General features: G+C 64.9%; 16 protein-coding genes. 6 read left to right on the forward strand and 10 right to left on the reverse strand.

All coding sequences use genetic code 11. From position 1 onward, the window contains the following. The first annotated feature begins 36 nt into the window (after positions 1-36). The 5 genes from N6H05_RS25420 to N6H05_RS25440 all read left to right on the forward strand — a co-directional run bounded on the left by N6H05_RS25420 (position 37) and on the right by N6H05_RS25440 (position 4217). The gene (locus tag N6H05_RS25420; RefSeq protein WP_099231073.1) at positions 37-1095 is read left to right on the forward strand and encodes an AI-2E family transporter; all 1059 of its coding nucleotides are present in this window, start codon (positions 37-39) and stop codon (positions 1093-1095) included. Between the two features lie 142 nt (positions 1096-1237). After that, on the forward strand, positions 1238-1732 hold the full coding sequence (locus tag N6H05_RS25425) for a Na+/H+ antiporter subunit E (protein ID WP_164522480.1): 495 nt from the start codon (positions 1238-1240) through the stop codon (positions 1730-1732). Then, positions 1725-2012, forward strand: a complete 288-nt coding sequence (locus N6H05_RS25430; protein ID WP_099231077.1) for an MrpF/PhaF family protein — start codon at positions 1725-1727, stop codon at positions 2010-2012. Before N6H05_RS25425 ends, N6H05_RS25430 begins: the two co-directional genes overlap by 8 nt. Continuing rightward, complete coding sequence (locus tag N6H05_RS25435) at positions 2009-2245, forward strand: monovalent cation/H(+) antiporter subunit G (protein WP_099231079.1); 237 nt, start codon at positions 2009-2011, stop codon at positions 2243-2245. The genes N6H05_RS25430 and N6H05_RS25435 overlap by 4 nt, the downstream gene beginning before the upstream one ends. Before the next feature lie 250 nt (positions 2246-2495). Next, entirely contained in the window at positions 2496-4217 is a 1722-nt protein-coding gene (locus tag N6H05_RS25440; RefSeq protein WP_125988456.1) for an alpha/beta hydrolase, read from the forward strand. A 13-nt stretch (positions 4218-4230) separates the two neighbouring features. On the opposite strand, the gene N6H05_RS25445 is transcribed toward N6H05_RS25440, so the two are convergent. The 4 genes from N6H05_RS25445 to N6H05_RS25460 all read right to left on the reverse strand — a co-directional run bounded on the left by N6H05_RS25445 (position 4231) and on the right by N6H05_RS25460 (position 6564). After that, a complete protein-coding gene (locus tag N6H05_RS25445) occupies positions 4231-4542 on the reverse strand; it encodes a hypothetical protein (protein WP_218964237.1) in 312 nt (103 codons plus the stop codon). Positions 4543-5409: 867 nt separating this feature from the next. Continuing rightward, positions 5410-5577, reverse strand: a complete 168-nt coding sequence (locus tag N6H05_RS25450; RefSeq protein ID WP_156028549.1) for a hypothetical protein — start codon at positions 5575-5577, stop codon at positions 5410-5412. A gap of 214 nt (positions 5578-5791) precedes the next feature. Continuing rightward, positions 5792-6136: a hypothetical protein gene (locus N6H05_RS25455; protein ID WP_284114413.1), complete on the reverse strand. Its 345-nt coding sequence runs from the start codon at positions 6134-6136 to the stop codon at positions 5792-5794. A gap of 65 nt (positions 6137-6201) precedes the next feature. Beyond that, positions 6202-6564, reverse strand: coding sequence for a hypothetical protein (locus tag N6H05_RS25460; RefSeq protein ID WP_185707939.1), 363 nt, complete (start codon positions 6562-6564; stop codon positions 6202-6204). A gap of 120 nt (positions 6565-6684) precedes the next feature. Between N6H05_RS25460 and N6H05_RS25465 the strand changes: the two genes are divergently transcribed. Beyond that, positions 6685-6936 (forward strand): hypothetical protein, encoded by a 252-nt coding sequence (locus N6H05_RS25465; RefSeq protein ID WP_185707937.1) that lies wholly within the window; start codon positions 6685-6687, stop codon positions 6934-6936. Here N6H05_RS25465 and N6H05_RS25470 read toward each other — a convergent pair. From N6H05_RS25470 to trbC, 6 genes are read right to left on the reverse strand one after another with little or no spacing between them, the layout of a single operon-like run. Further along, positions 6917-10180 carry a conjugal transfer protein TraG N-terminal domain-containing protein gene (locus N6H05_RS25470; protein ID WP_185707935.1) on the reverse strand — a complete coding sequence of 1088 codons (3264 nt, stop codon included), beginning with the start codon at positions 10178-10180 and terminating at the stop codon, positions 6917-6919. The genes N6H05_RS25465 and N6H05_RS25470 overlap by 20 nt on opposite strands. Before the next feature lie 17 nt (positions 10181-10197). Continuing rightward, positions 10198-11640, reverse strand: coding sequence for a conjugal transfer protein TraH (locus N6H05_RS25475; RefSeq protein WP_185707933.1), 1443 nt, complete (start codon positions 11638-11640; stop codon positions 10198-10200). Then, the gene (traF, locus tag N6H05_RS25480) at positions 11640-12545 is read right to left on the reverse strand and encodes a conjugal transfer protein TraF (protein WP_185707931.1); all 906 of its coding nucleotides are present in this window, start codon (positions 12543-12545) and stop codon (positions 11640-11642) included. Before traF ends, N6H05_RS25475 begins: the two co-directional genes overlap by 1 nt. A gap of 1 nt (position 12546) precedes the next feature. Further along, a complete protein-coding gene (locus tag N6H05_RS25485; protein WP_185707929.1) occupies positions 12547-12960 on the reverse strand; it encodes a hypothetical protein in 414 nt (137 codons plus the stop codon). Next, positions 12957-15017, reverse strand: a complete 2061-nt coding sequence (locus N6H05_RS25490) for a conjugal transfer protein TraN (RefSeq protein ID WP_279606820.1) — start codon at positions 15015-15017, stop codon at positions 12957-12959. Before N6H05_RS25490 ends, N6H05_RS25485 begins: the two co-directional genes overlap by 4 nt. Positions 15018-15052: 35 nt before the next feature. Further along, positions 15053-15796, reverse strand: a complete 744-nt coding sequence (trbC, locus tag N6H05_RS25495; protein ID WP_185707925.1) for a type-F conjugative transfer system pilin assembly protein TrbC — start codon at positions 15794-15796, stop codon at positions 15053-15055. Positions 15797-15798 lie beyond the last annotated feature (2 nt).

The following is a 15798-nucleotide window of genomic DNA, read 5'->3' on the forward strand; positions in this document are numbered from 1 at the left end:
TGCGACGCGGTTTTACGCCCGGAGCCGAGCTGGCCTATGACCAGCGCCAAGACCTCCCAGGCCGCGCAGGTCATCATCGCCGTAATCCTGTTCGTGGTCGCGCTGTCGATCGCGAGTTCCGTCTTCGCGCCGGTCGCCTTCGCGCTGTTCATCATCGCGCTGGTCTGGCCCTTGCAGAAGGCCTTGCAGGGCGCGCTGCCGCGGCTGCTGGCGCCGGCGCTGAGCCTGTTCGTCATGGTCGTCGCCTTCTTCGCCTTCGGCTCGCTGATCGTCTGGGCCTTCGGCCGGGTCGGCCGCTGGATCGTCAGCGATGCCGCGCGCTTCCAGGCCTTCTACGAGCAGATCACGCTCTGGCTCGAAGGGCATGGCATCGCGGTTGCGGCGCTGTGGTCGGAGAATTTCAGCTCGGCCTGGGTGCTGCGCGCCGTCCAGACCGTGAGCGGCCGGCTGAACAGCACGATGAGCTTCTGGCTGGTGGTGCTGGTCTACGTGCTGCTCGGCCTGCTCGAGGTCGAGGATTTCGGCCGCAGGCTCAAGGTGATGCGCAACCGCGACATGGCCGAATTGATCCTGCGCGGCAGCATCGCGACGGCCGCCAAGATCCGCCGCTACATGCTGGTCCGGACGGCGATGAGCGTCATCACCGGCCTGCTGGTCTGGGTCTTCGCCCGGACCGTCGGCCTGCCGCTGGCCGAGGAATGGGGCTTCATCGCCTTCCTGTTGAACTATGTCCCCTTCATGGGCCCGCTCGTCGCCACGGTCTTCCCGACCCTGTTCGCGATGACGCAGTTCGGCTCCTGGCAGGCGGTCATCGCGGTCTTCGCCTGCCTGAACCTGATCCAGTTCATCGTCGGCAGCTATATCGAGCCGCGGGTCGCCGGCAGTGCGCTCTCGATCTCGCCGCCGATCGTCCTGTTCTCGGTCTTCTTCTGGAGCTATCTCTGGGGCGTCTTCGGCGCCTTCATTGGCGTCCCTATCACGATCGCCCTCATCACCTTCTGCGCCCTGCATCCGTCGAGCCGCTGGCTGGCGGAGATGATCGGCGCGGTGCCGAAGGAGGCAGGCGCCGCGGGTGGATCCGGCCCGGCGGCCTGACCCGCGGCTCCGGGGAGAATGGGACGTGGCGCACAGTGGTGAGACGCCCGGCTGATGCTGCCCGTCCGGGCGATGGCTACCCTGCATCGCAGCGTTGGCAGGCATCGACCGGAGGCGGGCGGAAGCGATGGAGGGGGCGGCCGTGGCCGATGACAGGCGGTTTTCGGCGCTCCTCGTCCGGGGGCTGTGCCTGCTGGCGCTATGGGTGATCCTGATGGGGTCTGCGCTCAAGGATTTGCCGGTCGGCATCGCCGCAAGCGCCGCCGGAGCTTGGGCCAGTACCGTGCTGTGGCCGGTCGGCGCTGGGCTTTCTCTTCGCGGCCTGATCCGTTTCCTGATCCGTTTCCTGCCGCAATCCGTTGTCGCGGGCGTCGATGTGGCGCGGCGCGCCTTTGCGCGTGATCCCGATCTGCGGCCGGGTTTCGCGACCTGCCGCTCGATCGTTCCCGATGGCATGGCACGTGATTCTGCGTGCGCCGTGATGAGCCTGCAGCCCGGCAAGCTACCCGTTTCCGTTGCGGCCGACGGGATGCTGCTGATCCATTGCCTCGACCTGCGCGAGCCCATCGCGGAGCAGGTCGCTGCCGACGAGGCGCCCTTTTGCCGGATATTCCGGGCGGAGCGCCGCGATGGCTGACATTCTGGCCGCCGCGGCGTTCCTCGTCCTCGCGATGACCGTCCTCGCGTTGTTGCGTGTGCTCCGTTCCCGCGTCCTGGCCGAGCGCGTGATGGCGTTGCAACTGCTCGGGACCGGCGGCACGGCGGTGCTTCTGCTGCTGGGAGCCGCTTCCGGCTCTGCCGCCGTGATCGATGTCGCGTTGCTGCTCGCCCTGTTCGCGGCGTTTGCCTGCGTGGCCTTCGCGCTCGGCATGGCCGAGCCGGCCGCCGAACTTGATCCGGCGAAGGAGCAGCCATGAGCGGCCTCGGCGATATCGCCACCATCGTTCTGGTGAGCGCGGGCGCGCTGCTCTTCCTCGCCGGCGCGCTCGGCCTGCTGCGCTTTCCCGATACGCTGAGCCGGCTGCATGCGATCAGCAAGGCGGACAATCTCGGGCTCGGGCTGATCGTACTCGGCCTCCTGCCGCAGATGGCGAGCATCGCGGACGGCCTGAAGCTGCTCTGCATCTGGCTGCTGGCGCAGCTTTCATGATGGTGATAGGTCCGGGCGGATACAGCTTCAACAGCTACTGGAAGCTCGGGCTGCCGCTGATGCTCTGGTTCTTCGTCATATCCGTTTTCTACGTTCCGATGGTCTGGAGCTTCTGAATGTCGCCTCGTGCTTGCCGGGCACTCGCCCGAACCCGCTTCACCGGCCGAAGCTATCGGACGCAGCCCCGGCGCTGCGTGATCGATGGATATAATAGCTCGATCGGCGGGCATGACGGACAGCAGGTGCGATGATGAGCTTCGGCACGAGAGCTCTCCTGCTTCCGCTGCGCTGGAGCCGTGGCCTGTCCGGCATCGGCCTGGCGCTCGGCACCTTCCTGTTCGCAGCCTCGCTCACCCCCACGCTCGTGCCGCGCACGGCCGTGATCCAGGGCGTTCTGGGTGGTGTCTGTTTCGCGGCAGGCTATGGCTTCGGCACGGCCTGGCGCTGGCTCTGGACCTATCTGGAGATGCCGGCGCCCAATGAGCGGCTGCGCCGCATCGTCAACATCGTCGTCGCCGGCATATGCCTGCTGGTCGCCGGCATCTTCCTCGCGAATGCGGCGGAATGGCAGAATTCCATCCGCCGCGTGATGTCGATGGAGCCGATCGAGAGCGCCCATCCGTTCAAGGTCAGCCTGATCGCGCTCGTCACCTTCGCAGTGCTGCTGACCCTGGCGCGTCTGTTCAGGCTGATGGCCCTCTTCCTGGCGCGCCGGCCGCTGGGCTTCATGCCGCGGCGGGTCGCGCTCGTGGCCGGCCTCGCGATCACGACGGTTCTGGTCTGGTCGCTCGCCAACGGCTTCCTGGTGCGCGTCGGCTTCCGCGTGCTGGATTCCTCCTTCCGCGAACGCGACGCCCTGATCGAGCCGGCCAGTCCGCAGCCGACGGACCCGCTTCAATCCGGCAGTCAGGCCTCGCTGGTGAAATGGCGGGAGCTGGGGCGGGCGGGCCGCGAGTTTGTGGCCTCGCGCCCGAGCGCGGCCGATATCACCGCCCTGTCGGGCCGGCCGGCGATGCAGCCGATCCGCACCTATGTCGGGTTGCGCGCGGCCGGGACGGCGGAGGCGCGCGCGCGGCTGGCGCTGGAGGAATTGAAGCGCTCGGGCGCCTTCGACCGGAAGATTCTGGTGGTGATCACGCCGACCGGCACCGGCTGGGTCGATCCCTCGGCGATCAGCCCGATCGAGCATCTCGGCGACGGCGATGTCGCCAGTGTCGCGCTGCAATATTCCTATCTGTCGAGCCCACTCTCGCTGCTGGCTCAGCCGGAATACGGTTCCGAGGCGGCGCGAGCGCTGTTCAGCGAGGTCTATGGCCACTGGACGCGCCTGCCCAAGGAACGCCGGCCGCGGCTCTACCTGCACGGCTTGAGCCTGGGTTCGATGAATTCGGAGCGATCGATCGAGTTGCTCGAATTGATCGGCGATCCGATCGATGGCGCCGTCTGGAGCGGCCCGCCCTTCGGTAACCGTTTCTGGCGCGACATCACAGACCGGCGCAATGAGGGTTCGCCGGCCTGGCTGCCGGAATACCGGGAGGGCCGCGCCGTCCGTTTCATGAACCAGAATGGACCGACCGTTCCGCCTGCGACGCCCTGGGGCGTGATGCGGATCGTCTATCTCCAATATGCCAGCGACGCGGTGACCTTCTTCGATCGCCGTAGCTTCTTCCGAAAGCCTGCCTGGCTCGAGCCGACGCGCGGCCCCGACGTCTCGCCCCAGTTCCGCTGGTATCCCGTCGTGACCGGCCTGCAGCTTCTCGTCGACATGGCCTTCGCGACGAGGACGCCGATGGGCTACGGGCATGTCTACGCTCCGCAGCACTATGTCGAAGCCTGGGTCGCGGTGGCCGGGGCGGGGAGCTGGTCGCCGGAGGCCCAGGCCGCGTTGAAGCGTCATCTCTGGGATCACGCCCAGCGCGGCAGCGATGATCGCGATGGCGAAGAGGGCGCTTACGACAATCGCGGGGGCTGAGGATGAGGCGTCTTCAGGAGCGAGCGACCCGCTCCTGAAGATAGGTCGCCACATCCCGGGTAAGCTCGGATAGCGTCAGGCCGTGGTTGAAGCGCCCGGTCCGGATGAAGGTCACGACCTGCGCGACGACGAGCGGGTTGTTCATCATGAAGGTGTGCGTCACGGGCAGGGTGATATGGTCGGCCATGCCCTCCAGCTTCGTGCTCTCGACCGAGACCTTGCCGTCATTCGGCCCGGTGAAGAACGGCGACAGGATCGGGTTGAGCGAGAGGCTTCCCGCGATGATGCCGAGTTCGTAATCGGCGTCCGGCAGGGAATTGGGCACTGGGCTTCCTCGACAACGGAGATGACACCAACGTCGTGATCGAAGATCGCGCAGATTGATGCGAGCGACCAGGGGCACACGCGGGCTTCGAACGAGCACAACACCAAGGGGTCATCGTCCTCGTCTTCGAGAAGCTGGCCACGCTCCCGGGCGAAGGCGCGGAACGCGGCGAGCTGGCGGGCGGTGATGACGGCGGGCGCGGCATCGGCTTTCCGATCGACGCTGAGGAAGAAGGTGATCGACATGGTCTGTCTCCCATTGGAACCATCATCCCCGGTTCCCCTCCCCTTCCGATCCGTCAGGATCGGCATGGCCGATCACGGGGTCATGGGTCGGTCCGCAGGACCGGGTGCCCGAGCGATGCGTAGCTGGTGCTCGCAATGCGCAGGCATTGCGGCACCGCGAGCGAGCCGGGCATTGGTCGGACTGCGCCGGTCGATGCGTAGCGAGCGCGACACGCGCAGGCGGGGCCGCGATGCGAGCGAGACGGGCGCGGTCGATAAGCGGGTGCGATCGGCACGAGCGAGGCGTAGCGAACCGGCGATCCGAAGGGATCGTCGTGAAGCGAGCGACCCGTGCCGGTCAGCCCATACTCGATCGCATCGGCACGGCGCGATGCGCAGCGGCAGCGCAGGCGATGCGACGGCATCGCCGCGCCCGCCAGCGAGCCGTGCCGATGCCGCAGTCGAGACGCCGGCTGAGCCGCGACGGTCGATGCGTAGCGAGCGTGACACGCGCAGGCGTGGCCGCGATGCGAGCGAGGCGATGCGACGGAGTGACAGATCGATCCCGGCACCGGCGAGGCGTAGCAGGCAGTGGCAATGCGACGGCATTGCCCTGGCGCGAGCGAGCCGTACCGATCCTCCGTCAGGGATCGACCGCGTCAATTTCGATCAGGCGTGCGGTGTCGGTCCACGAGATGATCTCATAGTCGTCCGACATGTGGGTGTAGTGGCCACTGCGAACCTCGCCGATCGTCGCGCATGTTCCGTCCGCCCAGAGTGCGTAGTCGTCGTTCGAGATGGGGTCGGTCATGTCACTCTCCTTTTGCTGACGCGAACCGTCCGGCATGCGGTGTTCAGGGCGGTTGATGCCGTTGACCGGGAAGCCGTGGCGAGCGCAGCGAAGGCAGGGATCCCGGTCAACGCTCGAGAGCGGGGGAGCCGATTTTGTGCTGGCGGTCCGCTGAGCGGAGCGATTGCGGACGGGCAGCGCAAAATTTGGGGGACCGCGAAGTCTCGACGGCCCGTCATACCCGCATGCCATTCTGTAGTGAGGCGAGCAAAGGATAGCCCTTTCGGGGTCGCACCGGGGTTTTCCAAGTGGAGATCGATGGCTTCCACATCGAGGAACCGAGGTTGCGCGCGTTGGTCACATATTTATCGAGTTTGACCGCCGGATCGCGCTTGCTCGCAACCTTGGTCGGGAAGCCCCATTCCATCGCAACCGGCTCGAGCGGCCGATTGCCTGATGGCGATCGCCGGATGACGAGCCCGTGCCGCGCCGTCTTCTTGCCGGTCGGGAAAATTTCGAGCGGAATCGAGATGATCGGCCCTTCCTCCTCGAACGCCTCATATCCGCATGCCTGCATCACGGCCGTCTGCCGGGCGCTCAGTCGATAGCGGTTGCAGATCGTCCCTCTCCTTCAGCCCACAAACATCACCAAAACTCGCGACCGCCCCGATATTCCCGCCACGCATTATCCCATTTTGTGCCGACCTCGCCGGCAACGGGCCTCGCCCCCACATCGTAACCCGCCATCACGTCATCGATATGCGGCGCTGGCGTGGGGCGATTGAACGGCGCGATTTTTCGCGCCTTGAGATACCAGACATAGGCGCGCTCGTGGTCCGATACCGGCTCGACCTTGCCCCACGCTACGTCCTGAAACTGACGTTGGGCCGCGCTCCTGGGCCGGCGCTCCCGCCGCCGCCGCGCATCGTAGAACTTCAGATGCCGGGCAAGCAGCCGCTCGTACATCGCAATCGTGCGGGCATCCTCGGGACCAGCTTCAGCCTGCATACGCCCTCTCCTGCCACGGAGAACAAATGCGGAAAGTCGCTCGCCAATCCCACTGCGAAGTGATACGCTTTGCAAGCGTTATTCGACCATCGAGGTCGGACCGGCGGGAAAGGAGCGGCCATGTTAAACCATGATACGGGCCAGATGGACTGGGACCGAGATCAGATCGGCCCGCCCGCCAACGGATATATTAATCCGCAAAATCTATATGACCCCATGACGCATGTCGGTCGGGAATTGCTCGGGGTTCCAAGTCAAGACCGAGAATTTTCGGCATCCGAACCTTTAGGTGAGCGGGGCTCAAAAATTCTATTTCTGGCGATCCTAGCAATTATGTTCATCGGCTTTTTCATCATCCCCGGGCATTCCTGAGCTGGAAGCGCCGAGGATCGACCGGCGCTCCGTCCTTCCACAATTCATAGTGGAGATGGGGGCCGGTCGATTTCCCCGAACTTCCCACACGCCCCAGTATTTCGCCTTCCTGGATCGTGCTTCCGACCGGGAAGCGCGAACGATCCTGCATGTGAAAATATTTGCTCAGTGAGCCATCGCCATGCTCGAGCACGATGTAATTTCCAGCGCCGTTCGCCTGGAAGTCGTTCTTGACCACGCGGCCTGAGGCCGGAGCCGGGATCGGGGTTCCGGCGCGCTGAGCGATATCGACCCCCCGGTGATGATGTCCGGGCTGTCCGGTTACCGGATCCACCCTGCCCCCCATGTTCGAGGTCAATCGCCCGGAGATCGGCAGCGTAGCCCGCTCGCCGCGCGGCAATTCATAGACGTGGCTGGTGCCTTGACCGATGCCAAGCCTATCGCGGGCCGTATCGCGAATACTCTCGACGCCGGGCAACGTCGTTGTGATCCAGGCATCGTTGCGTTCCTGGGCATGCTTGCCGATCTGCGCGGCCGTTCCCTTGGCTTCATCGACGCCATTGCCGATCTCGAAGGCGCCATGGGTGATCCGGACCGAGGCATTGGGGATGGCATCGGCCACCTCCCCTGCAAGACCGGTATCGCGCGAGCTCTCCCTGATCGACACATCGGGGCCTTGCGATCGAACGCCAGCAGCGCGGCGTTCGCCCCACTGTTGAACCGCTCCCGATGTGGTGGAGGCAGGACCGCGCAGCGAGTTGTCGAGCTGCCCGGGAATATTCACTCCCAGTTCCTCACGGACCGCAGCCACGCGGCGTTCCATGAACTCGCCAAGAAGGATATCGCGGACCTGTTCCTGCTCTCGCGTGCGCGGCATGACCATGCCCGGCGTCCAACCGAATTGCGACAAGGTCGGATCGTCCAACAGACGCTCCTGCGCGTACACGACGAATTCCTGGCTCTCGTTGCGGTTGAGCGACCACCCTCGTTGAGAGGATTCGCGAACGTCGTTGCTAACGCGCTGGAAGGTCTCCTCGGCTCGTGTCGCCTCGAGCGATGCCGACCGCGACTCCCCGACACTGACCCCCAGCTTCTCGGAAAGAGAACGCACCTCGCTATCGCCACTCGTGCTGGTTTCGCGCATGAACTCGTCGCGCGCAGCGCGAGACTGGCTCGAGTTCGTTTCTTTGGTCAAATAGTCCTTTAATTCCGAGTATGCGCTATCCGCCGTCAAGATATTATTCGTTGTTTCAGACGCTATCGATTGTAGGCGCAATCCCAGTCCAGCTCGGCCTTGCACCCCCCATAGTTTACCCAAAACCTCAAGTCCGGCATTGGCATCGCCAGTAGTCTGGCTAGCCCGCGATACCTGCTGCGCATCAGATTCGCTCAAGCCGAACTTACTAGTCAGGCCGCTCGACAGGCTACGCGAAACATCCGTCATCTTTGCGACGCTGTTGTTGAACCCCGACCCCGTCTCGGTCGAACTGCTCCGGCGGTGTTCCGCGGCCGAAAGCAGGTCGGTCGCGGTGGTGGCGGTCGCATTCCAGGATTGCGACGCGGAGTTGCGCAGCGACTGGGTATGCGATTGCCCTTCCGACAGCGCGCGGCTCATCTGGCTGTCGAACCCGGAGGTCCGCGTCGGCGTGAAGGAGAGGTTCGAGATGCCCTGCCGGGTGTCGAACGCGTTGCTGCCGTCGGCAAACCCGTAGGTGACCCCGCCATCGGCATTGGTGAACGACCCGACCGCGAACCCGTCATTATATTTGGGCTGCGTGTCCCACTTGTTCGACTGCGTCATGCCCGAGGTCAGGTTCTGGAACGAGGTATTCCCGTAGGAATAATTGCCTGTCGTGCGCTCTGTCGCCGCCTGCTCGGCCGCGCTTTGCGCCGGCTGCAACATCGAGGTCGCATGTCCCGCGATCGCCATCGCGCCGCGCGCCATGCCCCCCGCGATGAACGGCACGCTCATCATGAGGAAACCGGCGAGCGTCGATATGCTCTCGTTGACGTTCGCCATCCCGTCGCTGACCAGCAGCGTCGGCCCTGTGGGCGACACGCCATGATAGAGCGCCGCTGCGCGGCTCATCACGAACATGTGGAGGATGACGTAGAGCGGGCCCCAGGAGGCAAGATAGAAGAACCCCGTCCCATAGCCCTTGAGGGTCTGGATGCCCGTTCGCGGGAACAGGAACAGCGGGAACAGCACCGGGAACATCGCGTAGAAGACGACGGTCAACACGATCCCGAGCAACGGCACCCATGTCATCGCCTGCGTCGCGATCGAGGTATAGGTGTTCTTCGCCTGCGCATCGGCGCGCTGGGCGGCATAGGCGTCCCATCCCGCGTCCGAGAAGCTTTCGCGCGCGGCGAGGAACGCATCGATCATCGATACCTGCCGCAGGTAGGAATAGGCGTCGCTCGGCGTGCCGTGCATCTGCGCGGCAACAATGGGGAGGTCGTCGCGGATCTTCTGCGACGCCACCGCGTCGGAAAGCCCAGGATAGGCGCTTTTGGCAAAGGGGATCAGATCCTTGTCGAACGCTGCCTGCCACTGTCCGTCCAGTCGCGAATAGGCCTCGTTGCAGGGAATGATCGTATTTTCCGTGGTGCCCGGTCCGGTCGAAGCGATCCAGCGCTGGCTGCGCGCCGGGCTGCCCGGCCCGATCGCCTCCCAGACATTGGTCGAGCGCGTGAGATCGTCCATCGACTTGAAGCCCAGCAGCACGTCATAGAAGGTGCATTGCTTCAGATGCTCGTCGAGGTTCGCCCGGAACACGCTGTCGGTGATCTGGAAGGTCCGCGCCTTGTCCATCAGCCGCGCACCGTAGATCATGCCGTTGGTCGAGAGCGAAAGCGCGTTCGGCATGACGAACACCGTCTCGGCCGTGCGCGTCATCCAGTCACCGACCTGGCTCGTGAACGATGCCATCACGCCAAGGCCCAGCGGGACATTGTCGACCACCGCCGGCGCCAGTGTTGGATTGATGCGGTCGGTGACCTTCACGGTCACGGTCGGCACCATCAGCATCATGTAGATGAGCGTCGACTGGAGGAACCAGTTGAACCAGGCCCGCCAGTCGAGCGAGAAGGCCACGATGAACAGCGAGTAGATGAACCCCATCACCATCACGACCTGGAGAAGCGAGCGATAGCCCCCTCCCCCCGTCCACGCCGCGACCGCGTTGAAGACGTTGACGATATATTCGCCGCCGCCGATCGTGAAGACTTCGAGCGCGCCCATCGTGCCGTTCCCTCCCTTTAGCGGACGCCCTGCGCCGACAGACCACGCCCGAAGCGGAGCGAGGCGGACAGCTGCGGGCTCATTGCGTTCTTGAGGGTCGATTCCATAAATTGGGTATATTGAATTACCCGGTAAGTGTTGGAGATCTGGCCCGCCATCTTCTCGTTGCGACGCGACAGCTCGGTCTTGACCGTATCGACCTGCGCCCGCCACGCCTTGAACTCATCGGTGGAGACGAACTTCGCTCCCGCCTGCGCCTGCGAGATCGTGTCGAGCATGCGATCGAGCATCGACATCAGCATGTCGATCGAGACCATCTCGGCGAGCGTCGCACGGTCCCCGCCCGACAGGCCCATATGCGCCGCCTCGTTGACGACGAGGATCTTGTAGAGCGGGATCGAGGTGATCCCGAGCAGCGCGATCTCGTCGCCCGACAGAGGCGCGTTCGAGCGGATCTTCGAGGACATGCTGTCCATCGCCTTGAGGACGCGGGTGCGCAGCGCCTCGTTGGTCGAGATCGTCAACTTGGTCGGCGTGGGCTTCAGGCAGCCCTTGTCGTCGGTGGTATCGCACCGCCATACATCGGTCGGCGCAGTCGCGGTGCCGTCGAGCAGCGCCTGATAGGTGTCCCAGCTCGCCGGCGCGATGAACCGGAACGTCCCCATGCTATCCTTGGAACTGGCCGCATCGTAGATGATGGTCCCGACCATCGTCATGAGGAATTCGGCATATTCGCGCGATGGCTTGGTCGAGCTTTTCGCGTTCAGGGCATACCAGGTGTAATTCTTCGACTGCACGAGTTCGCCGTCGTCGCCTGCCTTGGCGAGAGTCGATTCACGCTCGCCCTTGTTGGTGCAGCCATGACGCGCCGCGGCCGCATCGGAGAAGAACCCCTTCGCGCCGCCAACCTGCTGGCAGATGGTCGAGGAAGCCCCGTCCATCGCCGGCCAGATCGATCCGATCGCCTGCTGCGCGGCTTCGCAACTCGACATGTTGAACGCGTTGAGCTGCTGCACGCGCTGGCTCATGTCCTTCATGACGCCTCCGATCTGCGCGGAGATGGAATCGATCGCCAGCTGGAAGGCGAAGCCGATCGCGTTGTTCGCGGTCGCCTTGAGCATCGCGACGATCTCGTCGGCGTTGATGAACGAGAAGGAGCCGGCGAACAGGTCGATGCCGCCGCACCCGCCGCGTGCGCTCGGCAGCGCGACGTTGACCGGATTGATCGACTTTTGCGGAAAGCGGCTCCAGAGCGATCCGCCCGAATAATAGCCCGCCGACTGCCCCTGGAACGCGGTCGGGCCGGTGACGTTCGCCGCCGCGCCCGACTGGTTGAAGTAGCTGTTCATCTCGCCCTGGACGTCGGCCATCGCGGGCGTCGCCACGAGCCCCCCGACCGCAAGAATCATGCTGGCCTGCGCGAGGATCGCCGCGCAGAGACGAAGGATCTGCCTGACCATCAGAAGTCACTCCCGGGTTTGACGCTGGTGAGCGTGAAGATGCGGTTCATCACCTCGTCGGCCGCCATCACGCCGTAGCCGATCGGCATCGGCCGCTTGGTGACCGTGTCGAAGAGGACGAGCGCAGGGACCTGCTGCCCGCGCATCCCCATCGCCTTGTACTGACCGGTATCGACCGTGTAGTTCGGGAAGGCGCGGGTCGGACCGCCATCGAGAGAGATCGCCATGACGGTGAGGCCGAAGCGATCCGAAATGCTGCGCATGATCGGGCCGAAAGTCTCGCACGCCGCGCAAGCCGAGGAATAGAAATAGAAGACGCCGTAACGCTGCGAGATCTGCGACAGCACGCGTTCGCGGTCGGCGTTGCGCGTATCGAGCCAGGTCCGCTTGCCCAACTGGTTGACCGGACGCTGGAGCGTGTAGTCAAGGTCGGGATTCTGCCAGATCGTGCGCTGCCACATGTCGGCGAAGGACGACGCCCGGTCGAGCTGCTCGCGCTGGAACGCGATATAATGGGCGATATTCTCGGGCGTCGGTTCGAGGATCGCGCGCGCCTTGAGTTCCTCCAGCTCCCTGGCGATCGCCGCAAGTCGCTCGGTCGACGAGCGGGCGGGTTGCGCCGACTGCTGCTCGCTCGCCTTGGGCTTGGGCTTCTCGCAATAGAACCAGGTGCCAAGCCGCCGCTCGCGGCAGTAGAAATCGTCGCCTGTCTGGGCGGCTACCCGGTCGGCCCCGCCAAGATCCTCGTCGCCCTGCCGGTCGGCAGACGACGGCGCCTCGCTTTCGCGGGACGAGGATACAGAATCGAGGAGCGGCGTCAGTTCCTGCGCGCTTGCGCCCGCCACAGGGGCGATGCCGCCTGTGGCGAGCGACAGGATGAGGGCAAGGGTCAGGGCGTTGCGCATATCAATCCTCATCTTTCTTCTGGTGGTGCTTCTCGCGATCGTCCCTTGCCCGCCTGTCGAGATAGGCGCGCAGCATGCCGAGCAGGGACGGCTCGCGGGCGGAGATCAGCTTGGCCATGTCCTCGCCCAGGATGCGGAACAGGTTGCCGTAGACGGCGATGACGAGCGTGCGGGCGTGGCGCCTGGGATACAGCGTCGTGCCGCGCCGCAGGACAAGGTTGGCGCGAATGAGGCGGGCGATCGTGGGTTCCAGATCGGCCGCCCGCAATCGGGTATCGAACCACGCGTCGAGCGTGGGAATGAGGAATGCCGCCGGATGCGGCCCTACCCGCAGCAGCGCGACAAGCAGCGCGAACTCGGCGATCGAGAGATCGGGAAACGGCCTATGGTCCGCGAGATTGGCGATCACGCTCATTTGCCCGCCTTGCTGTCGTAATAGGCCTTGATCCGTTCCTGGATCTGCCTGGAGGTTTCGATCTCGTCGGGGAGCTTCGCTGCGTCCACGAACTCGGCATAGACTTCGGTGAAATCCATCTTCGAAAGGTCGAGCCGCGAGAATTCGTCGAGGGTGAAGCCCTTGCAGGTTTCCTTCTTGGCGCTGCCCCATGGCTTGTTGATCTGCGGGCGACCCTGTTCCTGAAGAATGCGCGAGAGCTTGCTCTCGAAGCAGCAATAGGCCGTCGATTTGGACGTGCAGATGCCCAGCACCTTGTCGGTGCAATATTGGCCGAGCTTGTGGCACATCCCCATGCGATCCTGGACGTCGAGCAGCTTCTCCTGGTTCGAGCACATGAACATGGTGAGGAACGGGGTCGCGAGCGCGGCGATCGCCGCAGGCCCACCGGCGATCGCCGCGGCGCCCGCAGCGGTCGTGATGAGCCCGGAGGCCTTCCCCGCGCAGCAGTTGACGAGACCGAACACCGGCTTGTGGCAGGTCTGCCGCTTGCCCGAGAACAGCGTCATCGTGTCGGGATTGAACTCTTCCTTCGCCTGACCGAGCGCATGAAGGCCAACCACCGCATCCTTGAACTCGGTCGACGCCTCGCGCTCGACCGGCTCGCACTGGCCGTCGAGGCAATAGACGTCATCGCCGCAGATATATTGCTTGGGCTGGGTCGTGGGCGCCGTCGGAATCGGGCACTTGTAGACCTTCGTGGTGACCTGGCACGGGCCGACCTGGGGATCGTCGAGACATTCGTCGCGCACATAGACGCACTGCGGATTGCCGGCGAGCTCGCCGCAATCGCTGGCCTGGGTCGTGCCGACGCAGCTGTAGGTGCGCTCCCAGTTCCAGCACGCCCGCGTAATCTGGACCCCGTTGACGGTGCGCGTGGTCGGATCGGGATCGACGCAGGTTTCCGACTTCAGCTCACAGGTCTTGCCTGCGGTCGACGCTTTGCACATCGCCTCGTCCCGGCGCTCATTGACCACCTGTCCTGTCGTCTCCACGGAATAGGAGCGGGCAACTGCCGGGCTGTCGCACTCGTAGGTGATTTCCTCGCCATCGGCGAAGTCGGGCTCGAAGCATTTGCCGAGCGTCCCCTGGAGGCAGACGGGATATTGCACCGTTTCGCGCGAGCGCACCCGGCACACGCCGTTCGCGACCGGCTGCGTGAACGCAGGAAAGCAGCGCCGGCCCGTATTGTTGCCCGCGCGCGGCGGATTGCCAACCCAGTTTTCGCAGACATAGATATATTTGGTCGAACCCGGCGTCACATCCATGACGAGCGGGGTCCGGCAGACCGCCGCGCTTTCCTCGACCTTGGTTCCCGTGTTGCAGGTCGCCTCATAATAGCCTGCCGACCCGCCTGGAGGGAGCGGCTTGCAGCTGCCGTCGGTTGCCCCCACCGACTGACCGCTCAGATAACTGTTGGGATCCTTCTCGACATCCTGCGCGCGACCGACCTCGCCCGCCCCAAGCGTCACCTTGAGGCGACCCGGATCGGTGACCATGCGCCACGCATCGTTATGCCCTGCCGCCGATCCGCCCGCCGCGATCAGGGCATCGGGATCGTCGGCATAGGCTTGCGCCGGATTGGCGGTGGCCGAGTAGCCTGGAACCTGGCTGAGCGGTGTCGAGGTCGGCAGGCTTGCCGCGCTTGCCCGCGACGATTTGCCGAGCGCCTTGGCCTGCTCACGCGCCGCAGCGAGATCGCCCTTGGGATAGACATAGGGCTGGCCCGGTGTCTGGGTCGGCACTTGCTGCGCGGCCTGCGCCTGCACGCGTGCGGCTGCGGTTGTTGCGCTGGGCGCCTGTGTCACCGTCAGGGACGGCGCTGCCATGGCAGACTGTGCCTGCGCGGGCTGGGGCGCAGAGGTCGCGGACGGGCCAGGCGATGCCTGGGCAGACGGTGTCGGCTGCGCCGCCTCATTGAAATAGGGATAGTCCTGAAGATCGTAATAGCCACCGCTCGGGCTCGCCTGCGCGCTCGTTTGCGCAAGCGCTGCCCCCGGCAGCGAAAGGAGAGCCATGACGGCGCTCGCAAGGATGCCCCTCCCCGCCATCGTCAGGGCGTCCGACCGAGATTGGCAAGCGCGGTCCTGGCGACCAGCGCGCCCGGACCGTTTGCCTCCGCGAAGGTCTCCAGCGCGTAACGGACGGTCACATTGCCCGCCATCCGGTCGAAGGGTGGCGGCGTCGTCTTGCAGGTCAGCCCGTCGCAGGGCGTGAAGTCGCTCGATGCAACGACATAGGTCGGGACGGCGCTCACATCGAACGCGCGGAACAGACGTGGGTCGATGCCGATCGAGGCGAACTGCTGCTCCTTGTCCACGACCTTTGCGAGCGCTGCGATGAAGGCCTTGCCTGAGTTGCCGGGAAAGCCCCGGAACACGACCACGCCGCCCACCGCCGAGGTCTCGGCGATGATGCGCTTCAGGGCCTGGGGGGGCATTGAGGTCGAGACGAACACCATGAACTGGGGCGCGGTGCCGCGATTGTCCTTGAGGTTGGCCGACGCGGTCTGGATCATCTCGTCGAAATCGACGACGCCTGCCGGTCCCTTGGGCAACCGGGCCTTGTCGATCGTGCGCATCTTCTCCATCGCGACCGCCTGCACGGTCTGCGCATCCTGGCGGAACGCCTCGCCACGCCGCTGAACCTCGCCGACGAGCGCGGCTGCATCGGCGTCCGCCTTGGCCGAGCGCGCACGGACCGCATCGAGATCGAGCCCCTCCACGCTCTGGCCGAGCACGGCCGCACCGGTGCCGATGGAAGCGATCGCGGCAATCGATAGAAGGAGCTTCTTCATCG

The organism is Sphingobium sp. WTD-1 (assembly GCF_030128825.1).
Lineage (GTDB): Bacteria > Pseudomonadota > Alphaproteobacteria > Sphingomonadales > Sphingomonadaceae > Sphingobium.